The organism is Pseudomonas sp. BF-RE-22 (assembly GCF_019956155.1).
Lineage (GTDB): Bacteria > Pseudomonadota > Gammaproteobacteria > Pseudomonadales > Pseudomonadaceae > Aquipseudomonas > Aquipseudomonas migulae.
Window position 1 is genome coordinate 41,178 of record NZ_JAHBDD010000010.1, and the last position, 21,748, is coordinate 62,925.

The 21,748-nt window shown below is 59.9% G+C and carries 17 protein-coding genes; 3 read left to right on the forward strand and 14 right to left on the reverse strand.

Going from position 1 to position 21,748, the window contains the following annotated elements:
• Positions 1–63 precede the first annotated feature (63 nt).
• A complete protein-coding gene (locus KGA82_RS06285) occupies positions 64–858 on the forward strand; it encodes a hypothetical protein (protein ID WP_223449963.1) in 795 nt (264 codons plus the stop codon).
• A gap of 51 nt (positions 859–909) precedes the next feature.
• Here KGA82_RS06285 and KGA82_RS06290 read toward each other — a convergent pair whose 3' ends face one another.
• The 14 genes from KGA82_RS06290 to gcbA form a co-directional block, all read right to left on the reverse strand.
• A complete protein-coding gene (locus KGA82_RS06290) occupies positions 910–1,506 on the reverse strand; it encodes a MarC family protein (RefSeq protein WP_008031249.1) in 597 nt (198 codons plus the stop codon).
• 64 nt (positions 1,507–1,570) lie between these two features.
• Positions 1,571–4,348 carry a hybrid sensor histidine kinase/response regulator gene (locus KGA82_RS06295; RefSeq protein WP_008038722.1) on the reverse strand — a complete coding sequence of 926 codons (2,778 nt, stop codon included), beginning with the start codon at positions 4,346–4,348 and terminating at the stop codon, positions 1,571–1,573.
• Between the two features lie 99 nt (positions 4,349–4,447).
• Complete coding sequence (gene purD, locus KGA82_RS06300) at positions 4,448–5,743, reverse strand: phosphoribosylamine--glycine ligase (RefSeq protein WP_008038723.1); 1,296 nt, start codon at positions 5,741–5,743, stop codon at positions 4,448–4,450.
• A gap of 154 nt (positions 5,744–5,897) precedes the next feature.
• Entirely contained in the window at positions 5,898–7,505 is a 1,608-nt protein-coding gene (gene purH, locus KGA82_RS06305) for a bifunctional phosphoribosylaminoimidazolecarboxamide formyltransferase/IMP cyclohydrolase (RefSeq protein WP_223435118.1), read from the reverse strand.
• Between the two features lie 81 nt (positions 7,506–7,586).
• Positions 7,587–7,907 carry a DNA-binding transcriptional regulator Fis gene (gene fis / locus KGA82_RS06310; protein ID WP_007907419.1) on the reverse strand — a complete coding sequence of 107 codons (321 nt, stop codon included), beginning with the start codon at positions 7,905–7,907 and terminating at the stop codon, positions 7,587–7,589.
• Positions 7,904–8,914 (reverse strand): tRNA dihydrouridine synthase DusB, encoded by a 1,011-nt coding sequence (gene dusB / locus KGA82_RS06315; RefSeq protein WP_008031257.1) that lies wholly within the window; start codon positions 8,912–8,914, stop codon positions 7,904–7,906. Before dusB ends, fis begins: the two co-directional genes overlap by 4 nt.
• Positions 8,915–9,099: 185 nt before the next feature.
• Positions 9,100–10,350 carry a DUF3426 domain-containing protein gene (locus tag KGA82_RS06320; protein ID WP_207284766.1) on the reverse strand — a complete coding sequence of 417 codons (1,251 nt, stop codon included), beginning with the start codon at positions 10,348–10,350 and terminating at the stop codon, positions 9,100–9,102.
• A gap of 30 nt (positions 10,351–10,380) precedes the next feature.
• Positions 10,381–11,259 (reverse strand): 50S ribosomal protein L11 methyltransferase, encoded by an 879-nt coding sequence (gene prmA, locus KGA82_RS06325; protein ID WP_223449964.1) that lies wholly within the window; start codon positions 11,257–11,259, stop codon positions 10,381–10,383.
• 294 nt (positions 11,260–11,553) lie between these two features.
• Entirely contained in the window at positions 11,554–12,912 is a 1,359-nt protein-coding gene (gene accC / locus KGA82_RS06330) for an acetyl-CoA carboxylase biotin carboxylase subunit (protein WP_008031262.1), read from the reverse strand.
• Between the two features lie 17 nt (positions 12,913–12,929).
• Positions 12,930–13,394, reverse strand: coding sequence for an acetyl-CoA carboxylase biotin carboxyl carrier protein (accB, locus tag KGA82_RS06335; protein ID WP_008038728.1), 465 nt, complete (start codon positions 13,392–13,394; stop codon positions 12,930–12,932).
• Positions 13,395–13,418: 24 nt separating this feature from the next.
• Positions 13,419–13,874 carry a type II 3-dehydroquinate dehydratase gene (aroQ, locus tag KGA82_RS06340; protein WP_008031265.1) on the reverse strand — a complete coding sequence of 152 codons (456 nt, stop codon included), beginning with the start codon at positions 13,872–13,874 and terminating at the stop codon, positions 13,419–13,421.
• A gap of 131 nt (positions 13,875–14,005) precedes the next feature.
• Positions 14,006–15,745, reverse strand: coding sequence for a protein-disulfide reductase DsbD (locus KGA82_RS06345; RefSeq protein WP_192226974.1), 1,740 nt, complete (start codon positions 15,743–15,745; stop codon positions 14,006–14,008).
• Positions 15,746–15,918: 173 nt separating this feature from the next.
• Positions 15,919–17,865, reverse strand: a complete 1,947-nt coding sequence (locus KGA82_RS06350; RefSeq protein ID WP_008038730.1) for a methyl-accepting chemotaxis protein — start codon at positions 17,863–17,865, stop codon at positions 15,919–15,921.
• Between the two features lie 52 nt (positions 17,866–17,917).
• Positions 17,918–19,588 (reverse strand): diguanylate cyclase GcbA, encoded by a 1,671-nt coding sequence (gene gcbA, locus KGA82_RS06355; RefSeq protein WP_008031270.1) that lies wholly within the window; start codon positions 19,586–19,588, stop codon positions 17,918–17,920.
• A gap of 315 nt (positions 19,589–19,903) precedes the next feature.
• Here gcbA and KGA82_RS06360 point away from each other — a divergent pair, with 315 nt between their 5' ends.
• Together KGA82_RS06360 and KGA82_RS06365 are read left to right on the forward strand one after the other, a co-directional pair.
• Positions 19,904–21,055 carry a DUF2515 family protein gene (locus tag KGA82_RS06360; RefSeq protein ID WP_223449965.1) on the forward strand — a complete coding sequence of 384 codons (1,152 nt, stop codon included), beginning with the start codon at positions 19,904–19,906 and terminating at the stop codon, positions 21,053–21,055.
• Positions 21,052–21,735 carry a hypothetical protein gene (locus KGA82_RS06365; RefSeq protein WP_223449966.1) on the forward strand — a complete coding sequence of 228 codons (684 nt, stop codon included), beginning with the start codon at positions 21,052–21,054 and terminating at the stop codon, positions 21,733–21,735. Before KGA82_RS06360 ends, KGA82_RS06365 begins: the two co-directional genes overlap by 4 nt.
• The last annotated feature ends 13 nt before the right edge of the window (positions 21,736–21,748 follow it).

The following is a 21,748-nucleotide window of genomic DNA, read 5'->3' on the forward strand; positions in this document are numbered from 1 at the left end:
TGCGATAGTTTTTCGACGGAGCCAGTTCGGCTTTTATATATATTTGAATTTAAGGTTTATAAGATGAATAAAATGAATGAAGCAGAAGCCAGTCTTTATTTCGATCAATGTCTTGAGCAATGTCGAGCCAAACTTGAACTTGCCGGTCCGAAAATCCAGGCGCGCTCCGCAGTAAAGCTACCGTTTGACCGGGATGAAATGAATGCCGCGATCATGGGCAGCGGTGTGGTGGGCTTCCTGGACGGGATGTCGCGGCGCAACAAACGCATCGTAAAAAACACGTACGCGTATGCCGATATCGCTTCAAAAATTCTGTTTCCTGCTAAAGAGCAGAAAATTGCACGATATGAGAGCTTTAAAAAGCTGATGTTTGCCACGGGCTGGACCGAATACCACAGTGCCTTTACCCAGTACAAATCCACCTCCTCCAAGTTGACGCTGGATAATGTAGCGCTGGATATTATTCATTCTGTGGCCGGTGGCCTGGCCGGTACGGCCGCGAATGCGCTGAAAGTTGTCGCAGACAAAACTATTGATGCACTGAAAGAACAGCCTGAAGCCGTCGCACTTTTTGAACGTCATGCAACTGAAGCCAGTGGTGGTAATTTTGGCGTGTCTGTTTGCAAACAAGACGAAGACGCTGAAGTAACGATGGCCGTGGCGACGGTCCGTTACGACTCATCGGACAAAGATGCAAAAGTTCTCTTTGTCGAGTGGGATACTTCCGAACTTCCGATCTTTCAAGGTAAGGCGCACTTTACCATTCACGAAGAAGACTTGAGGAGAGAGGCTGATTGCATCAAGTTCCTTGATGATCTCAGAGAGGCCGTTTTCATGGAGTTTTCGCCGGTTAAATGAAGCCCGGCCGCCAGGGGCAAAAAGCCCCTGGCTTTCAGTGAAGGGTTGTCACTAAGGCACCAGGTACCCTTTTACGCCCGTGAAGATGATTTGTGCTGCCAGTGCACACACAAACAACCCCATCAGCCGACTGACAATCTGCAAGCCCTGGTCGCCGAGAATGCGCTCGATGCGGTTCGACAGGTAAAGCACCACACCAACGGTAAAGCTGGCCAGGGCAATGCTGAGGATGGCGGTGAGCTTGTCATCCCAGTGGGGCTGGCTTACGCCCATCACCAGCAAGGCGCCGATGGTGCCGGGGCCGACGGTCAGGGGGATGGTCAGCGGGACGATGGTGACGTCCTGCTGCACGTTATCGGTCTGGACCGCCGACTTGCCCTGGGCCATGCCCAGTGCCGAGATAAACAGCACGCTGCCGGCACCGATGCGGAACGCATCCACGGTAATGCCGAAAACACTGAAAATGTACCGTCCGAACAAATACAGCAAGACACTGGAAATCAGTGTGGCCGTTGCCACTTTCCAGGCCAGCCGCCGTTGTTCCTTGCGCGAATAACCGCGGGTCAGGCTGATGAAACAGGACAACACGAAGAACGGGCTGTAGAGCACCAGCATCTTCAGGTAAACGCTGAACAACACGTGGAGCATGATGCAGGCTCACTGGCGAGAGAAGTCGTGGGGGAGTCTATCAGGCGTTGCAGGGTCTGTCGGCTCAGGACGGTTGCGTTGCCGTCCGTTGCTGCTGATCGCGCTGGGCAACCCAATGTTCGATCAGCTCGCGCAACTGTGACAGCTCGACCGGTTTGGCCATGTGGCCGTCCATGCCGGCCTGACGTGCGCGCTCTTTATGCTCAGCGAGGATGTGTGCGGTCAATGCCACCACGGGGGTGCGAATCCGTTGGTTGCCGACTTCCCAGGCACGCAATTGCTGGGTGGCCGAGAAACCGTCGAGGATCGGCATTTCACAATCCATCAGCACCAGGTCGTAACGTTGGGCTTTCATTGCCTGCAAGGCTTCTTCGCCATTGCTGGCGGTGTCCGGTTGCAGGTTGAGTTTGCCCAGCATGCCGCGAATCACCTTGGTCGAGATGCTGTTGTCTTCGGCCACCAGAATACGGAAGTCGCTGGGAACCTTGACCGGCAGGGTCGGGCCGGTGGATGGGAACTGCGATACTGCGAGGCCCTTGTTGCGTTGATTCAGTTCATCCGCCAGCGTGGTCTTCAAGGTGTAGCCGGCCACCGGTTTGGCGAGGATGCGTTTGATCCCGGAGTTACGCGCGATGATCTTGCTCGGCGCATTGCTGATGCCCGTGAGCATGATCAGCAGGATGTCGTGGTTCAGGCTCGGGTCTTCCTTGATCTTGGCCGCCAGTTGCATGCCGGTCATGCCGGGCATGTTCTGGTCCAGAAGGACCACGTCGAAGTAATCGCGCAGGTGGGCCTTGGTGCGCAGCAGTGCCAGGGCTTCCTTGCCGGACGGCACCGCGCTGACATTCAGGCCCCAGGCACTGCACTGCTGCACCAGTACCTTGCGGCAAGTGTCGTTGTCGTCCACCACCAATACCCGTGCGCCTTGCAGCGGGCCATCGAGGTCGGACGTCGGGTGTTCGAGGCGGTCGGGGTCCAGCGGCAAGGTCAGCCATAAGGTGCTGCCCTGGCTGGCGCCGCTCTTGATGCCGAACTCCCCTTGCATCAGGCGAATCAACTGACGGGCGATCACTAGCCCTAGGTTGCCGCCCAGGCGGGTGGTCGAGAGGAAGTTCTTGCTGTGCAGTTCTGCATGCATCAGCGCGTCGCGTTCTTCGGCATCCATCGGCTCGCCGCTGTCTTGTACGGCAATGCGCAAACGCGGTTTGGCCGTGCGCTCGTCGAGGGCGACGACGATCAGGATCTCGCCTTCGTCGGTTTTCTTCAGGGCGTTTTCCAGCAGGCTCAGCAGCGTCTGGCGCAGGCGCGTCGGGTCACCGCTGATGACCCGCGGAACCTGTGGCTGGATAAAGCTGATCAGCTCGACGTTCTGCTGTTCGGCCTTGGCGCGGAAGATACTCAGGCAGTCTTCGATCAGCGCATTGAGGTCGAACTGCACATCGTCGAGCTCGATCTGCCCGGATTCGAGCTTGGAAATGTCGAGAATCTCGTTGATCAGGGTCAGCAGTTCGTTGCCGGCGCTGTGAATGGTTTGCACATAATCGCGCTGCTTGACCGAGAGTGGCGTGCCCAACAACAGTTCGGTCATGCCCAGTACGCCATTCATCGGGGTACGGATTTCATGACTGATCTTCGCCAGGAATTCGGCCTTGGCATTGATCTCGGCGTTGCTGGCGGCCAGATCGCGGCTGACGCTGAAACGGTCTTCGGTGATGCTGCGCTGGCGTTCGCTCAGGGCAATGCTCATCAACAGGCCGCTGATGCAAATGAACACCAGCAGGGCAATGATCAGGCCTTGCGGTTCTACCAGCGTCAGGCCGAGCAGCGCCGGCAGGATAATCAGCGTACCGACGTTGAACACCACCATGGCGGCCACGAACAGCCGGGCCGGGCGATAGCCTTTTTGCCAGTGCCAAGCGCTGACGAACAACATCGTGAGCCCCGCGAGGGCGACCAGCGCGTAGGTGATGATGTTCAGCGGCAGCGTGTTGACGAACAACAGCAGCAGACCGCAAGCCACAATGAACAGGATATCGCCCAGCAGCAGCTTGTTAAGCGGGTGCGGGCCGAGCGGGGCGAAGAAACGGTAGGCGAACATCAGCCCGCACGGTGCGGTCAGTAGCAGGGCGAGGTAAGCGCCCGGTGTTTGCACCGCATGCCAGTCCGACAGCCATGGGCCCGCGAGATTCAGCAGCAGCGCCAGGCTGATCATCAGCAACGCTTCACAACCTGCCAGCCACAGGCTGCTGCGCGAGCGGGTGTAAGCGTAACGGATCAGGTTGTGCAGGATCAGCATCCCGATGCAGCCGAACAGCAGACCGTAAATCAGCGTCTGGCTCTGATTGGCTGCGGTCATGATTGCCGATTGCAGGGTGATGTAAGGCCGCATCTGGTGGTCGGACACCAGGCGCAGATAGACGTCGAGGGGTTTGTCGCTTTGCGGCAACGGCAACATGAAGTCGCTGTTGGGTAACGGCCGTTCTGCCTGAGGCTGTTCGGTGCCGGTGTTCAGTTGCTCGATCAGCTTGTCGCCGTCCAGCACATAAAGATTGAGGTGCGACAGGTCGGGAGCGAACACCCGCAGCAACTGCTCATGCTTGCCGGGTGCCAGTCTGAAGCGCAGCCAGAGTGCACCACCGGGCTCGGCCGCGGTGAGGCGTTCGAGTTCGATGGGGCTGAATTGATTGGTGAAACGAGCGGAACGGATGTCGCTGAGTTGCAGGTCGCCCTGTTCGTCAAGCAATAGCGCCCAGCCACTGCCTTGCGCGGCCTGGGCCGGAAGCATGCAGAGCAGCGTCAGCAGCGTGACTGTGAAACCTATGGCAATCCTGAGCCAGCGCACGGCGAAATCCCTTCGTAGGTTGATGCCAGAATATAACTATGCGCGGCGCCGGAATAGTCCGGCAAGGGCCTGAATCCCAAGCCCTGCCGAATGGATCGCTTATTCCTGATTTTCGCCACGCTCACGGGCAATGGCACGGTAGCCAATGTCCTTGCGATAGAAGCAGCCTTCCCAGTCAATCTTCGCGGCCAGCTTGTAAGCCTGCTGCTGGGCAGCATCGACGCTGGCACCCATGGCAGTGGCGCAAAGCACCCGACCGCCGGCCGTCACCACTTGACCGTCCTTGAGCGCAGTACCGGCGTGGAAGACTTTGCCTTCCAGCGCTGCGGCTGCATCCAGACCGTTGATGGCGACGCCTTTAGCGTAGTCGCCAGGATAGCCGCCTGCCGCCAAAACAATACCGACGCTCGGACGTGGATCCCATTGGGCTTCGACCTTGTCCAGCGCTTGCGCCAGGGCCGCCTCGACCAGCAACACCAGGCTCGACTGCAAGCGCAGCATAACCGGTTGGGTCTCAGGGTCGCCGAAACGGCAGTTGAATTCGATGACTTTTGGGTTACCAGCCTTGTCGATCATCAGGCCAGCGTAGAGGAAACCGGTGTAAACATTGCCTTCCTCGGCCATGCCGCGCACGGTCGGCCAGATCACCAGGTCCATGACGCGCTTGTGCACTTCGCTGGTGACGACTGGTGCAGGGGAGTAAGCACCCATGCCGCCGGTGTTCGGGCCGGTGTCGCCGTCGCCGACGCGTTTGTGGTCCTGGCTGGTGGCCATCGGCAGTACGTTCTTGCCGTCAACCATGACGATGAAGCTGGCTTCTTCGCCGTCCAGGAATTCTTCGATGACCACGCGTGAACCGGCTTCGCCAAACGCGTTACCCGCGAGCATGTCGCGCACGGCGTCTTCGGCTTCGGCCAGTGTCATGGCAACGATCACGCCTTTACCGGCGGCCAGGCCATCGGCCTTGATCACGATCGGTGCGCCTTTTTCACGCAGATAAGCCAGGGCCGGCTCGATCTCGGTGAAGTTCTGGTAGTCGGCGGTCGGGATCTTGTGGCGTGCCAGGAAGTCCTTGGTGAAGGCTTTCGAACCTTCCAGCTGCGCGGCGCCAGCGGTCGGACCGAAGCAGTCCAGGCCACGGGAGCGGAACAGGTCGACGACGCCGGCAACCAGCGGCACTTCCGGACCGACGATGGTCAGGGAAACGTTTTTCTCGGCGAAGTCGGCGAGTTGCTCCAGTGCGAGCACATCGATAGCGACGTTTTCGCACTTGGCTTCAATGGCGGTGCCGGCGTTGCCCGGAGCCACGAAAACTTTCTGCACGCGCGGATCCTGAGCCACTTTCCAGGCCAGGGCGTGTTCACGGCCACCGCTGCCAATGATCAAAACATTCATTTCAAAAACCTCGGATGACGCTAATTCTGTTGAGCGCCGCAAGGGCGCTTTTCTGTGGGAGCTGGCCTGCCGGCGATGCAAACAACTCGGTTTATCGGCTAAACCGAGGGGATGCTATCGCTGGCAGGCCAGCTCCCACAGTTGATCGTCGTGCTTAGTGACGGAAGTGGCGCATGCCGGTGAAGACCATGGCGATGCCGGCTTCGTCAGCTGCTGCAATCACTTCGTTGTCACGCATCGAGCCGCCTGGCTGGATCACCGCAGTGATGCCGACCTTGGCCGCGTTGTCCAGGCCGTCGCGGAACGGGAAGAACGCGTCGGATGCCATGACCGAACCCGCCACCTGCAAGCCGGCATGTTCAGCCTTGATCGCGGCAATGCGCGCGGAGTTCACGCGGCTCATCTGGCCTGCGCCGACACCGATGGTCTGACGGTTCTTGGCGTAGACGATGGCGTTGGACTTGACGTACTTGGCGACTTTCCAGGCGAAGATCAGGTCGTGGATTTCCTGTTCGGTCGGTGCACGCTTGGTCACGACTTTCAGGTCATCGGCGCTGATCATGCCGATGTCGCGGCTCTGTACCAGCAGGCCACCGTTGACGCGTTTGTAGTCCCAGGCAGCAGCGCGGTCAGCCGACCACTCGCCGCAGGCCAGCAGGCGCACGTTGGCTTTTGCCGCGACGATGGCGCGGGCTTCTTCGCTGACGCTCGGGGCAATGATCACTTCGACGAACTGACGCTCGACGATCGCCTTGGCGGTCTCGGCATCCAGCTCGCGGTTGAAGGCGATGATGCCGCCGAACGCGGATTCAGTGTCGGTGGCGTAGGCCAGTTCGTAGGCCTGACGGATGCCGCCTTCGGCGTCCGGGCTCACGGCAACACCACACGGGTTGGCGTGCTTGACGATCACGCAGGCGGGCTTGACGAAGCTCTTCACACATTCCAGCGCGGCATCGGTGTCGGCCACGTTGTTGTAGGACAGCTCCTTGCCTTGCAGTTGGGTCGCGGTGGCGATGCCGACTTCGGCAGGCTTGGCTTCAACGTAGAACGCCGCGCTCTGGTGCGGGTTCTCGCCGTAGCGCATTTCCTGAGCCTTGATGAACTGGCTGTTGAAGGTGCGCGGGAACTCGCTGCGACCGGAGGTCGAGAGGGTGTCAGCGGCCTGGTTCACGGTGCCCATGTAGTTGGCGATCATGCCGTCGTAGGCAGCGGTGTGTTCGAAGGCCTTGAGCATCAGGTCGAAACGCTGAGCGTAGGTCAGGCCGCCGGCCTTCAGGCTTTCCAGCACGTTGGCGTAGTCACTGGCATTCACCACGATGGCCACGTCTTTATGGTTTTTTGCCGCGGAACGGACCATGGTCGGGCCGCCGATGTCGATGTTCTCGATGGCGGTCGGCAGGTCGCAGCCTGGCTTGTTGATGGTGGCTTCGAACGGGTACAGGTTGACCGCCACCAGATCGATCGGCTTGATGCCGTGCTCGTTCATGATCGCGTCGTCGATACCGCGACGACCGAGGATCCCGCCGTGGATTTTCGGGTGCAGGGTTTTCACCCGACCGTCCATCATTTCTGCGAAACCGGTGTAATCCGCGACTTCCACTGCGGCAACGCCGTTGTCACGCAGCAGCTTGAACGTTCCGCCGGTGGAGAGGATCTCGACGCCCAGGGCTTCAAGCTCTTTGGCGAATTCGAGGATCCCGGTCTTGTCGGAAACGCTGATCAAGGCGCGGCGGATCGGCAGGCGGGTAGTCTGGTCGGTCATTTCAATTTCCATCAAAAGCAAAGGAGTCAGCAAAAAAGGCGACCGTTTTTACGCGGGCGCCTTTCTGGTTTGATTGAATGCTTACAGCAAATCGTACTGCTTGAGTTTCTTGCGCAGGGTGCCTCGGTTCAGCCCGAGCAGCTCGCTGGCCTTGGTCTGGTTACCCTTGACGTAGTTCATCACGCACTCGAGCAGGGGCGCCTCGACTTCGGAGAGCACCAGGTTGTACACATCCGTGACGGCAGCGCCCTCAAGGTGGGCGAAATAATTGTGCAGCGCCTTCTCGACACTCCCGCGAAGGGTCTGGCCTTCTTCGCTCGGCGTATTGAGGTGCTGTTTCAAATTCACGTTGTCGCTCACGGGTGTTGTTCCACTCACTAAAGTCTCGGTCATCATCGTCATGCGGCCACCTCTTCTCCGTCCCCTGTCAGGCTCTTGTAACGTTCGGCGAAGAAGCCCTGAACGTTGGCGCATTGTGCTTCCGTATCTTCCAAACGATTGAAGTGGGCGCGAAACTCCCTGGCGCCCGGCAAGGTTGCGAGATACCAGCCCACATGCTTCCGAGCGATCCGGACACCCATGACGTCTCCATAGAAGACGTGCAGTGCGGCCAGATGCTCTAGCAGAATGCGTTCCACCTCGATCAGGTCCAGCGCCGGGAGTTTCTCGCCGGTACGCAGGAAATGGTCGATCTCGCGAAAAATCCATGGCCGCCCCTGGGCAGCCCGTCCAACCAACAGTCCATCGGCACCGGTCGCGTCGAGCACGTAGCGGGCCTTTTCCGGCGAATCGATGTCGCCATTGGCGAAGACCGGCATCGACACCGCCTGCTTGATCGCGGCAATGGTGTCGTACTCGGCTTCACCGGTGTACAGATCGGCACGGGTGCGGCCATGGACCGCCAACGCCGTAATGCCTGCCTGCTCGGCGATCTTCGCCACCGTCAGACCGTTCTTGTTGTCCCGGTCCCAGCCGGTACGGATCTTCAAGGTAACCGGCACATCAACCGCAGCCACCACGGCCTGCAGGATCTCGGTCACCAGTGCTTCATCCTTCAACAATGCGGAACCGGCGGCCTTGTTGCAGACCTTCTTTGCCGGACAGCCCATGTTGATATCAATAATCTGTGCGCCCAGTTCGACGTTGGCCCTGGCCGCATCCGCCAGCATCTGTGCATCACCACCGGCGATCTGCACCGAGCGTGGCTCGGGATCACCTTCGTGGATCATGCGCATGCGCGATTTGCGGGTGTTCCACAAACTCATGTCGCTGGTGACCATTTCCGAGACTACAAGTCCTGCGCCCAGTCGCTTGCACAGCTGACGAAAGGGTTGGTCGGTGACACCCGCCATAGGGGCGAGAATCAAGCCGTTGTGCAATGTGTATGGACCGATGCGTACCGCCGACATAGGACTTTCCAGTTGTGGGGCCGGATCATGAGAGTTCGAAAAAGGGTTGGCATGATACCCGCTCTCGATGACTGGATAAAGGCTGAATTGAACAAAATCTGAACAGTTATTCTGTTATTGCCAGCAGTTTGGTATGAGCGGTCTCTGCCAGAAATGTGCCGTCAAACCCGTAACACTGAAGCGTTTCACTCGGGTGAGTGAAAGCTCAGGCTGTAGTTCACGGCTTTGGCGCCTGGGTCGAGGATGTCCAGGGCGATGTGGATCGGCGTTTGCGGCGGCATTTCCGCCATGCCTTCAAGATCGCCGTTGAGGTACTCGCCGGGCTTGAAGCGACGGCTGGCGATCAGGTGACCGTTGAGGTCGGCAAAGCGCAGCTCCAGCAACGGGAACGGCTGGGAGAACGGCGCGCGGTTGTAGATGATCGCGTCGACCACCAGCGCGCCATTGAATTCCGGATGGCTGCGCACCACCAGGTTGCTGCTCTTGATTTTCGCGATGTCGACTTTCGACGGCACGGTGCAGCCGATTTGCGGGCAGAACTGCTGGAACCACGGACGGTACTGATCCTGACGAGCCAGTTCGTCAAAATGGTAAGCGATGTATTGACCCGCGAGTGCGCCAGCGCCGAGCAGGATCAGCAGCAACCAGAAAAACCGTCGGCCCCAGGGCGAGCGGCGTTTTTGCCAGTCAAGTTGCAACGGGTCATCGGTCAGGTCTTGCAGCACCTCGGCACGTACGCCCGGTTCGCTGCGTTCACGGCGTTTGCGCAGCGGCTCGATCGAAGGCAGGTCGTCGTCGATATCGTCACTGGCGTCGGTCGCTGACAGGCGTTCGTGATGGAGCGGGGCGTCGAGTGGATCGTTCAGGCGCAGTTGCGGCGGCAGAGTCTCGTCGTCCAGCTCCACGGGTTCCAGGGACAGCGAGGGTTCGGTGCGCGAAGGTTTGCTCGGCTCGATCGCCGGCTCGGGCGTGAGGGGGACTTCGGCAGCTTCTGTCGCTTGCGCCGCTTCGGCGCGATCGGCGGCGGATTCGCTGAACAGGCTGTCGGACCACGGCTCTTCGTCGTGCTCGGCGCTATCGCGGCGGGCGCTCAGGCTGTCTTCGCGGTGGCGACCGAATTCGGTGGTCGGCTGGATTTCCCGCTGTTCCAGTCGAGCGAGTTCTTCATCCAGGTCCAGGCTGTCCAGGTCCAGTTCGGCGGCAGTCCACTGCTTCTGGCTGATGGCCCGAGGTTCTGGCTCGGCTGTCTCGACGATGGCCGGAGCCGCCGGGGGGATCACTTCCTTGCCTGCCTGCTCAAGCAGTTGCTTGGCGGCGTTGAACACCTGCAGGCACGAGCCGCAACGAACCACTCCACGGGCCACGCTCAACTGAGCATGGCTGACGCGGAAGCTGGTTTGGCAATGCGGGCACTGGGTGACGAAGCTGTCGGTCATGCGGCGATCCGGATTATGCAGGCGCTCATTCTAGCGCCGACGGCCAGTGATGCGCACCCAGCCATCGCGATTGGCGATCGGGTCCAGATCGAAGTCCTGCGCGTAGGCGGCGGCTACTTCATCACCTTGCTCGGCGAGGATGCCCGACAGCGCCAGGCGACCACCCGGCTTGACCAGGCTCGACAGTTGCGGTGCGAGGGAGACCAGCGGGCCGGCGAGGATGTTGGCCACCAGCACGTCGGCCTTAACCTGTGGCAGATCTTCCGGCAGATACAGCGGGAAGAGCGCATCGGCGATGTTGTTGCGACCGGCGTTGTCGCGCGAGGCTTCCAGCGCCTGCACGTCGATGTCAGTGCCGACGGCTTCCTTGGCGCCGAGCAGCAGGGCGGCAATCGCCAGAATCCCCGAGCCGCAACCGAAGTCCAGCACGTTGCAGCCTTTCAGGTCCTGACCGTCGAGCCATTCCAGGCACAGCGCGGTGGTCGGGTGCGTGCCGGTGCCGAACGCGAGGCCCGGGTCCAGCAGAATGTTCACGGCGTCGGGTTCAGGCGCGGCGTGCCAGCTCGGCACGATCCACAGGCGTTGGCCGAAGCGCATTGGCTGGAAATCGTCCATCCAGCTGCGTTCCCAGTCCTGGTCTTCGATGACTTCGCTGTGATGCTCGGGCAGCGGGCTGCCGGTCAGCAGCTCCAGATGCGCCAGGACCGAAGCGGCTTCGGTGCCGCCTTCGAACAGGGCCAGCAGGTGCGTGTGCGACCACAGCGGGGTGGTGTTGAGTTCCGGTTCGAAGATCGGCTGGTCTTCGGCGTCCATGAAAGTCACCGACACGGCGCCCACTTCAAGGAAAGCGTCTTCGTAGGTTTCGGCTTGTTCTGGGCTGATGGCGAGACGGACTTGCAGCCAAGGCATGGCGGGCACCTTTGAAAAATATTGATTGCAGCCTAGCGGGCTGCGAGAAGCGCGCAAGTTTACGCGAGCGCGAGGCAGAAGACGACAAGGTCGACATATGCGTGTTCTTCGTAGGAGCGAGCGGTGCGACGATTCGACTTGCCCGCGAACCAGGCGCTGCGGTATGTCTGTACGATTGAGGCGCGCCCTTCGCGGGCAAGTCGAATCGTCGCACCGCTCGCTCCTACAGAAAGATATGAAACCTTCAGAAACAACAAAGCCGCCCGAAGGCGGCTTTGTTGATCAGGCTAAAGCTTAGTGCTTTTCGCCAGCCAGCTTGTGTTCCAGGTAGTGAATGTTCACACCACCTTTGCAGAAGCCTTCATCGCGGGTCAGGTCGCGGTGCAGCGGGATGTTGGTCTTGATCCCGTCGACAACGATTTCGTCCAGCGCATTGCGCATGCGCGCCATGGCTTCGTCACGGGTTGCGCCGTAGGTGATCAGCTTGCCGATCAACGAATCGTAGTTCGGCGGAACGGCATAACCGCTGTACAGGTGCGAATCGACGCGAACGCCGTTGCCGCCTGGCGCGTGGAAATGCTTGACCGTGCCCGGGCTTGGCATGAAGGTTTTCGGGTCTTCGGCGTTGATCCGGCATTCCAGCGCGTGACCGCGGATGACCACGTCATCCTGGGTGAACGACAGCTTGTTGCCGGCGGCGATGCTGAGCATCTCCTTGACGATGTCGATACCGGTGACCATTTCCGAAACCGGGTGCTCTACCTGGACACGAGTGTTCATCTCGATGAAGTAGAAGTGACCGTTTTCGTAAAGGAACTCAAAGGTGCCGGCGCCGCGGTAGCCGATGTCGATGCACGCCTTGACGCAGCGAGCGAGGACTTCCTGGCGTGCTTTCTCGTCGATGCCCGGTGCCGGCGCTTCTTCGAGAACCTTCTGGTGGCGACGTTGCAGCGAGCAATCGCGGTCGCCCAGATGAATGGCGTGGCCCTGGCCGTCGGAAAGTACCTGAACTTCCACGTGACGTGGGTTGGTCAGGAATTTTTCCAGATAGACCATCGGGTTGCCGAACGCCGCGCCTGCTTCGGAGCGGGTCAGTTTCGCCGAGGAGATCAGGTCTTCTTCGCTATGCACAACGCGCATGCCGCGACCACCACCGCCGCCAGCGGCTTTGATGATCACCGGGTAACCGACTTCGCGACCGATGCGCAGAGCGGTTTCTTCGTCTTCCGGCAGCGGGCCGTCAGAACCCGGAACGGTTGGAACACCAGCAGCGATCATCGCGTGCTTGGCCGATACCTTGTCGCCCATCAGGCGAATGGTGTCGGCTTTCGGACCAATGAAGGCGAAGCCGGAGTTCTCGACCTGCTCAGCGAAATCAGCGTTTTCCGCAAGGAAACCGTAGCCTGGGTGAATGGCGGTGGCGCCGGTCACTTCAGCCGCGGCGATGATTGCCGGGATGTGCAGGTAAGAGTGGGCGGCCGAGGCCGGACCGATGCAGACGGATTCGTCTGCCAGGCCCAGGTGCATCAGCTCTTTGTCGGCCTTGGAGTAAACGGCGACGGTCTTGATGCCCATCTCTTTGCAGGCACGCAGAATCCGCAGTGCGATCTCACCGCGGTTGGCGATCAGAACTTTTTCCAACTTCGCAGTCATCAAAGTTTCTCCGCGGTTCAAACGATGGTGAACAGCGGTTGGTCGTACTCAACCGGCTGGCCGTCTTCGACGAGGATGGATTCGATCACACCGCTGGTTTCAGCTTCGATGTGGTTCATCATCTTCATGGCTTCGACGATGCACAGGGTGTCGCCTTTCTTCACGGTCTGGCCGACTTCAACGAAGGACGGCGAGCTTGGCGAAGATTTGCGATAGAAGGTGCCGACCATTGGCGAACGGGCAACGGCGCCGTTCAGGGCAGGGGCGGACGGTGCAGCAGGAGCGGCAGCGGCGGCAACCGGGGCAGCAGCGGCAGGCGCTGGAGCCGGAGCGTGCATTGGCGCCGGAGCGTAGTATTGCTGAGCCGGGGTTTTGCTATGGCGGCTGATGCGAACGGACTCTTCGCCTTCCTTGATCTCGAGCTCGTCGATGCCGGACTCTTCCAGCAGTTCGATCAGTTTCTTAACTTTACGGATATCCATGAATCATCAACTCCCAAGGGTCGGTCAGGGGCGTATAGCTTGTTGTTCAAGCTGCTCTAGTGCAGCCTCCAGGGCCAGTCGATAACCGCTGGCGCCAAGGCCGCAGATCACTCCCACCGCTACGTCGGAGAAGTAAGAGTGATGGCGGAAAGGTTCGCGTTTGTGCACGTTAGACAAATGCACTTCGATGAATGGGATGCTCACCGCCAGCAGCGCGTCACGTAATGCGACACTTGTGTGTGTAAAAGCTGCTGGATTGATCAGAATGAAGTCCACACCTTCGCTGCGGGCAGCGTGGATGCGGTCGATCAATTCGTACTCGGCGTTGCTTTGCAGGTGCAGCAAATGATGGCCGGCTTCACGAGCGCGGCGTTCCAGGTCCTGATTGATCTGCGCCAGTGTCGTAGCGCCATAGGTGCCCGGTTCACGGGTGCCGAGCATGTTCAGGTTGGGGCCGTGCAGAACCAATAGGGTCGCCATCTGCTGTTCCTCGTTATCCGTGTGCATTTGTCAGAACCCGGCGACTATGCCGCAAAGCCTTTGTGACTGTCCAGTTCTATGCAATAGCCAGCACGATGGCCGATGTTTGCGCGAAATATGTGACCGGGTGATTAAATCCGGTCATTTGCTTTCGATACACGTTCGGCGAAGTCCGTGGCGCTGATTTCGCCGATCACTCGTACATCGGCGCGTTCGACACCGTCCTTGCCGAAAAACATCAGCGCCGGTGGGCCGAATAGTGTGTAGCGGTCGAGGAGGGCGCGTTGCTCGGCGTTGCTGGCGGTGATGTCGAAGCGAATCAGCCGATAACCCTTGAGGCGTTCGACGACCTGCGCGTCGTTAAGCACTTTGTGTTCGATGACTTTGCAGCTGATGCACCAGTCGGCGTACCAGTCGAGCAGCAGCGGGGTGCCGGAGGATTTGGCTTCGGCGAGGACGCGATCGAGTTCGGCCGGAGTCGTGACGGTTTGCCAGTCGCTGGTGTTCTGCGATTGCTCGTTGCTGCTGACGACACGCGGCTGGCCGATCGGGTTGAACGGATCGGTCTGGCCACTGAAGGCGCCATACCAGCAGGCCAGTGCATAAAACAGCAGAAACATCCCGAGTAACTGGCCCAGGCGTTTTCGCGGAGGTTTGTAGACGAACTCCAGCGCGCCCATGAACAAACCGACACCGCCGGCCAGCAAGCCGATCAGCAACAAAGTGATCTGCCCCGGCAGCACGCGACTGAGCAGGCCGATCGCCAGACCCAGCAACAACACGCCAATCGCGTTTTTCACGTAGACCAGCCATGGTCCGCTTTTCGGCAGCCAGGCGGCGCCACCGGTGGCCACCAGCAACAGCGGTGCGCCCATGCCGAGGCCGAGCATGAACAGTTTCAAGCCGCCGCCCAACGCATCGCCACTGGCGCTGATGTACAGCAGCGCGCCGGCCAGCGGTGCCGAGACGCAGGGTGAAACCAACAGGCTGGAAACCACGCCCAGCACCGCAGCGCCCCACAACGAACCGCCTTCGGTGCGCCCGGCGATGCGGTCCAGCCGACTGCTGATCGCGTGCGGCAACTTGAGTTCGAAGACACCGAACATCGCCAGGGCAAACAGCGCAAAAAACATTGCGAACGGCACCAGCACCCACGCCGATTGCAGCCGCGCCTGAAGGTTGAGCTGCGCGCCGAACATCCCCATCAGCGCACCGAGCAGGGCGAAGCAGGCGGCCATCGGCAGCACGTAAGCGAGCGACAGGTTGAAACCGCGCAAGCCGCCCACCTGGCCACGCAACACCACGCCGGAGAGGATCGGCAGCATCGGCAACACGCAAGGGGTGAAGGTCAGGCCAAGGCCCGCAAGGAAGAACAATGCCAGCTCCCGCCAGCTCCAACTCGTGGTGGCGCCGCCACTGCCGTCGATACTCAGGCGTTCGGTCTCGGGCGGATAGCACAGGCCTTTGTCGGCACACCCTTGATAGGTCACCGCCAGCGTGAAGGCGCGTTGATCGCTGCGCGGCAGTTCGACATCGAGAATCCCGTGGTAAACCTCGACGTCGCCGAAGTACTCATCGTGTTTCTGCTCGCCTTTGGGCAGCTGTGCCGGGCCGACTACGATCTCGGCAGGGTCGGCGCGAAACTGAAAGCGATGGCGGTAGAGGTAATAACCCTCGGTGGCGACAAAGCGCAGCTTGATCGATTGTGGCGTGCTGTCTATCAGGCTCAGTTGAAAGGCTTCGCGCACCGGCAGGAAGTCGGCGCTGTTGTTGATCGAGCCCAGGGTGGAACTGGGTCGACTCTCCAGCAAACCGGCGGCGGTGGCCGGCAGGGCGAGCACTAAAAGCAGCAGGCAGAGCAAACGGCGCATGACGATCTCGCGTATCGGAATTGGGGGCATGATAGCGGACAGTCGATTGGATTGCTTTTATGGGTCCTGTAGGAGCGAGGCTTGCCCGCGAAGAACGATGACACGGTTCGCCTGATAAACCGTGTCGTCTGGTTCGCGGGCAAGCCTCGCTCCTACAGGTATGTGGTGGTCTGTCAGACGCGGAATGCCTGAACGGCCGTATGCAACCGCCCGCCCAATACCAACAAATGCTCGCCTTGCTCACGTCCCTCACCGATACGCAACAAATTATCCCCACCCAATTGGTGAATCCGCTCACTGTGATCGCGGATTTCGCTGACGGCTCCGCTCTGCTGAGCCGTGACATCGGCAATGCGTACGGCGGTGTCGGAAATCGTCTGGATCGCCCCGACAATTTTATCCAGCGCACCGTCGGCCGCCTGGGCCTGATTGGCTGTCGCCTCCGCGTGTTCAACCTGCGCGCGCATGCCTTCCACCGACTCTCGGGCCGCTGTCTGCAGCCCGGCGATCAAGTTCTGGATCTCCGCCGTAGCGCCTGCGGTGCGCTGCGCCAATGACCGAACCTCCTCCGCCACGACGGCAAACCCGCGTCCCATTTCCCCGGCGCGGGCCGCTTCGATGGCGGCGTTCAGGGCCAGCAGGTTGGTCTGGTCGGCAATCGAGCGGATCACCGTCAGCACGCCGCCGATGGTGGCGGACTCCTCGGCCAGGTGTTCGATCATCTGTGCATTGCTTTGTACTTCGCCCACCAGCGCATGCAGCCCGGTGAGGCTCAAACCGATGACTTTCTGTCCATGTTCCACCGCCAATCCAGCATGGCGGCTGGCGTCGGCAGCCTGGCTGGCATCGCCGGCGACTTGTTGAATGGTCGCTTCCAGCTCGCCGAGGGAGTCGCGGATCAGCGCGGTGTCACCCGCCTGATGTTCGGCGCCGCTGTGCAAATCATTGCTCAACTCGGCCAGGGTGCGGCTGCTGCCGGCAACCTGCTCGGCGTTGAGGCGAATGGTTCCGACCAGATCAACGAGGTAGGCGCGCAGTCGATTGAGCGAGGCCTGGATGTCATGCAGTTCGCGATTGGTCTTGCCCAATTCGATGTCGCGACTGAAGTCGCCTTCGGCCCAGGTCGAGAGTGCCGGCGCGAGGTTGGTCAGCGTTCGGGCCAGGCGCCGCTGCAGGGTGTCGATGAGTAATGCGATCAGCAAAATCAAGCCGATCATCACCCCTTGCATCAGCCGCACTTCGCTCTGGATCTGCCCGTGCTGGGCACGGACTACCGGTTCCAGCCCGGCGATGGACTGTTGCACGGCAGCGATTTTCTGGTGAGTCGCGGCGCTGAGGTCGGCGCGTTTCTGGATCTGCTCGCGGGTGCGCGCCAGCTCTGCGGGATAGCGCGTGAGCAGGCCGTTGAGCTCGCGCTTGAGGCCGACGCCGGCATCTTCCGCAACGGTTTTTTCGGTGTTCTCCAGGCCCATCATTGCAGCGAAATCGTCGGTGCCCGATTCACTTTTACTGGTCACGCCCAAGAGCGGCAAGGCGTTCAGAAGCTCGGCTTGCGTGCGGATGTTGGTGACTTCGCGCTCGACATCGGCGGCCAGTTCGCTGCGGCCGCTGCTGACCAGTTTGTCCCGCGCCAGGGAGAGTTTGCCCAGGTGTTGAGAGGCTGCGAGCAATGGCGTCAGATAGTTCGCGTTGCTGCTGGCGTATTGACTCAGCTGGTCGAGGCTGGCGCCAAGTTCGCGTTCGGCTTGCAGCAACAGCGCCTGAGGATCGCCCGCGAGTTTGCCGGCGGCCAGCAGGTCGGTTTTGCTGAATTCATCCAGGTTCGACAGGCTCGGGCGCAAGCTGTCGGCCAACGTCGGCGGTAACTCGGCGAGTTCCTTTTGCAGGCCGTCGATGGCTTGGCTGGCGCTGCTCAGGCGCAGCGCATCGCCGCTGGCCAGGTAGTCCTCGATGTTGCGCGCCACTTCATTTTGGAATTGCTGGGACAACCCGAGGTAGCGCTCCATCAATAGATAGGGGCGCTCCAGGGCTTTTTGCGACCACCAAAGCGTGGCGCCGAGGGCCACGCACACGGCGACTAAAAGGAGGGTGTTGAGATTGGTCAGCAGCTTCAGGCGCATCAAGGGACTACCAACGGCGAAATGGTAAGTGCCTGAAGTTATTGCGTTTCTGTTACAGGGTTATGACTGAATGGGTCGATTCCGATGAAAAAGTGGCACTTTGCTTTGACGTCCGTGCGGCTTGTACACGGTTGCGTCCGGCATGCTTGGCACGGTACAGCGCCTCGTCCGCCTGGCTGGCCATCATCAGGCCGTCGGAGTCTTCGCACAGCTCGACCACCCCGGCGCTGAACGTGCACCAGAGGTCCTGGGGTTGAGCGGGGTAATGGATTTCGGCGAAGCGCTGACGGATTTCGTCGAGGACTTTGCAGGCCGCTTCGATATCGGTGTCCGGCATGACGATGGCAAATTCTTCGCCGCCGTAGCGGCCGATGAAATCGGTCTTGCGCAATCGTTGCTTGAGGAACAGCGCCAGGCTCTTGATCACACGGTCGCCCATGGGGTGGCCGTGGCTGTCGTTGACACGTTTGAAGTGGTCGATGTCGAGCATCGCAAAGCTCAGCGGCTTGCTCTCGCGGCGGGCGCGGAAGCTGCAGTCTTCGAGCAATTGCAGGATGTGCGTGTGGTTGTACAGCCCGGTGAGGCTGTCGCGGACCATCCGCGCTTTCAGATTGCGCGCCCGCGCCGCGCGGTTGCGCACGGTGGTGATCAGGTGCCGGGGCTTGATCGGTTTGGTCAGGAAGTCGTCGCCGCCCTCGCTCATGGCGTCGAGCTGCTTGTCCAGGTCGTCTTCGGCCGACAGGTAAATGATCGGCACGCTGACATAGCGGTCATTGTGGCGGATCACTTTGGCCAGTTCCGTACCGGTGCAGGCCGGCATGTACATGTCGAGAATGATCAGGTCGGGCTGGAAATCCGCCAGTTCGGCCATGGCCTGGATCGGCTCGATCAAGGTGCGCGTGACGATCCCGGCGCTGTTGAGCAGGCGCTCGGTGTGCAAGGCCTGTGCGCGGGAATCGTCGATGATCAGTACTTTATAAGGTTCGTACTGCGCGACGCAGGTCAGGACTTCGATTTTCTCCAGCAGGCTCGAGGCTTCGAGGGTGCCGGTGAGAAACTCCTGGCCACCGGCACGCACGGCGGCGAGGCGGGTCGGGGTGTCGGTTTCGAGCAGGCTGAAAAACAGCAACGGCAACGGTTCATCCAGGCCGACCTGGGCTTCGGCGGCCAGTTTCAGGCCGACGCCGGGGCCGCTGAAGTCCACGTCCATGACAATCGCGGCAGGCAAACGCTCGACCATCGAGGAGCGAAACGCCGACACGCTGTCGAGGGACTGGGCGCTGAGGCCGAAAAATTCCAGTTGTTTGGCCAGTCGCTCGGCACGGTCGTGATCCTGCAGCATCACGTAGATCGGCTTGCGCAACGGCGGCAGGAAGGTTTGTTCGAGCTGATCGCCATGGCGCAGGCCGGTACGCGACAGGCGCTGCATCAAGCGATTGAGGTCAGTGATCAGGCCGCTGCTGAGGCGTCCGCGATTGGCGTCGACAGCCTCCAGCGACTGGCCGATGTGGCGTGCCAGTTGCGTGTGTTCCGGTTGTTCGAAGCGCTCGGCGAAACGCAGCAGGCGCAGGTTGGCTTCACTCAGTTCCGATAAGTCGGTGGTGGACCACTCACTGCGTTGCAGGCGCTGCCAGATCTCAAGAATTTGACGTGCCTGATGAATTACCCGCTGGGCAAAGTGGTGCTTGAGGCGCTCACGGCTGGGGTCTTCTGGCTCGGTCATATCCTGACTACTAGTTAGGGTGCATGCTGAGATCGACTGGTGGCTCTATGCTAGCACCTCTTTTCAGTCGCATGAGTGTCGTATGTCAATAATCTGCAATGCGACGTCATTCAGTTTCTGACTGGCGGGTCTGAAAATGTGTGTCGGTGATCTGGTATTACCCATGATCAGGGCCTCTCCTGCCTGTTTTCGCGAATCGTCTGTCATCCCGGCGAGCGTTACTTGTCAGGGAGTTCTGATTTTTCGCCGGCAGACTTGAACCGGATTTTCGGCTGGTAGGGTGTCAGGGAAACCCTTAGATGCCATCGGCCCATCATGACCCAGTGTTTCAAAGAACATCCCTGCGACGAGCAGCGCCTGAATCACAACAGCACGCCCGTTGCTGATTGTGAATGCAAAGAGGAACTGCTCTATGGGAGCAAGACGTTTGTTACCGACGTCCCGATTCTGACGTGCGCGTGCCTATGGCGACACTACCAGCGGGAGGCGGAGGACATCGTCGCACCTGGAGGGGTATTGATTGCCGACCCTGTTGAGCGCAACCGCGTTATCAACGCTGCGTACGCTCGACTCTGGTTGCACGATTCCAGGTTTCAATGGGCCGGGCTGGCGGCGTTTGCCTCCAAGCAGGTTGGCTGCGGATTGCTTCATGCGGCGGACAGTATCGATCTCATTCGCGATGAGCATGAGTCGCGGGACCGTATGCGTGATAGCCGCCGAGAGCATGGTTTGCTGACGCCTGACAGGATGGCCGGGCAGGCGGATGAGTTGCGTGAATATAAGGAAGCGGATGCGCGAAATCCGGTGCCCTCTGTGGATTTTCATTCAACGGGTGAGGAGCTGTCGCTGGTGCAGCAGCAGTTCAGGCATGTGCACGACATGATGGCGCTGGGGAATACCACGCTGTTTCTGGATGTTTTTCCGTTGCATGAGTTTTATGCGAAGCGTGGGTTCAGAGAGTTGAAAAAGTGTTTGGGAGCACGGGCGGGAATATTTGGGCATCAGAGGTTTCCGGTGCTGTGGCCAGTGGGGAAGGAAAAGCTGGAATTCGGGCTGGATTACACCGAGATTTTGCTGGGTTTTGAGGCGATAGAGGATGGAGATATTGCCGGTAGCGTTGAGCATTTGGCTTGGCATGAGCAACAGAACATTCTCCAGCCAACTATTTACAAGGATCGGCAGTTGGTCAGCTTACTGCGTGCCAACCACGCATCCTACGTCACTGGGTTTCCTTCAGGCGTTGCCCAGGCGATTGAGCTGACCCTCACCAGTCAATGTGAGCGCGTCGAAGACGAGCGCACCATTGGTTTCAGTAACAACCCGCTGGCGGACTTGTCGGATATCCAGCAGCGAATGCCTTTCGTACTTCGCGCTGCAGCGCGCTTTGATCAGATGCTTGACGACACAAACCGAAGTGTACTTGAGCAGTCGATCATCGAGATTGCGTCTGGGCAGGTAATCCCATGAGTCTGCGGCCAGGTATCGACCGCTGGCGGCTTGGGGCGGGTTGGCTGTTTCTGGCTGTCCTGCTATGGATGGCTACGAATCAGTTAGTCGAGTCTCTATCGCAAGAGCCGGTCATCGCATTGGAAATGGGCGGTACCTACGAAACCTTGCGCAAACATTCTTCAGTTCCCTTCAGTCCGATGGTCCCCGGGCACGTCTGGATGGGCCTTCCCAAGACAGATGCGCGCCTTCGATTCATCGATCCGCAGTACGAATTCGTCACACCGAGAGCGCGCTTTTTCACTGTTGTATTTGATGACAATATCGTTAGCAGTATCCGCATGTCTCCGCAGATAGAGCCACTACTGATCGATGATGCCCTCAAGGTAGTTCTCGACCTGCAAGACCAATGGCGCGAAAAAGGTTGGGTGGCAAAGGGGCTGCGAAACAATCCCACGATCGACGATACCCCTGAGTGGCGGGCCTACTTGAGTAAAGGAATTCTCTCCGGGCGATCCTATTGGCAGGCGGGCGACAAGTATCAGGCCATGCTGATATTGGGACGTTTCGAGGATTATCGAAATCCGAGTCAGGAACGCTACCTCATCACCTTGGACCTCGGTAAAGCCTGGAGGCCCTTCGACGAAATCGAAGACATGTACGACGAACCCTCGCACTTCCCCGCCCCACAACCCAAATAAAAAAGGAGCCCCA

Bases quoted from the DNA above. Each gene is read 5' to 3' on its own strand.
- purH (WP_223435118.1), bottom strand. From the start codon at position 7,505: ATGACCGACCAGACTACCCGCCTGCCGATCCGCCGCGCCTTGATCAGC.
- gcbA (WP_008031270.1), bottom strand. From the start codon at position 19,588: ATGACCGAGCCAGAAGACCCCAGCCGTGAGCGCCTCAAGCACCACTTT.
- KGA82_RS06360 (WP_223449965.1), top strand. From the start codon at position 19,904: ATGACCCAGTGTTTCAAAGAACATCCCTGCGACGAGCAGCGCCTGAAT.
- KGA82_RS06350 (WP_008038730.1), bottom strand. From the start codon at position 17,865: ATGCGCCTGAAGCTGCTGACCAATCTCAACACCCTCCTTTTAGTCGCC.
- aroQ (WP_008031265.1), bottom strand. From the start codon at position 13,874: ATGGCGACCCTATTGGTTCTGCACGGCCCCAACCTGAACATGCTCGGC.
- dusB (WP_008031257.1), bottom strand. From the start codon at position 8,914: ATGTCGGCGGTACGCATCGGTCCATACACATTGCACAACGGCTTGATT.
- purD (WP_008038723.1), bottom strand. From the start codon at position 5,743: ATGAATGTTTTGATCATTGGCAGCGGTGGCCGTGAACACGCCCTGGCC.
- accC (WP_008031262.1), bottom strand. From the start codon at position 12,912: ATGACTGCGAAGTTGGAAAAAGTTCTGATCGCCAACCGCGGTGAGATC.
- KGA82_RS06365 (WP_223449966.1), top strand. From the start codon at position 21,052: ATGAGTCTGCGGCCAGGTATCGACCGCTGGCGGCTTGGGGCGGGTTGG.
- KGA82_RS06345 (WP_192226974.1), bottom strand. From the start codon at position 15,745: ATGCGCCGTTTGCTCTGCCTGCTGCTTTTAGTGCTCGCCCTGCCGGCC.
- KGA82_RS06320 (WP_207284766.1), bottom strand. From the start codon at position 10,350: ATGACCGACAGCTTCGTCACCCAGTGCCCGCATTGCCAAACCAGCTTC.
- prmA (WP_223449964.1), bottom strand. From the start codon at position 11,259: ATGCCTTGGCTGCAAGTCCGTCTCGCCATCAGCCCAGAACAAGCCGAA.
- KGA82_RS06285 (WP_223449963.1), top strand. From the start codon at position 64: ATGAATAAAATGAATGAAGCAGAAGCCAGTCTTTATTTCGATCAATGT.
- accB (WP_008038728.1), bottom strand. From the start codon at position 13,394: ATGGATATCCGTAAAGTTAAGAAACTGATCGAACTGCTGGAAGAGTCC.
- KGA82_RS06290 (WP_008031249.1), bottom strand. From the start codon at position 1,506: ATGCTCCACGTGTTGTTCAGCGTTTACCTGAAGATGCTGGTGCTCTAC.
- fis (WP_007907419.1), bottom strand. From the start codon at position 7,907: ATGACGATGATGACCGAGACTTTAGTGAGTGGAACAACACCCGTGAGC.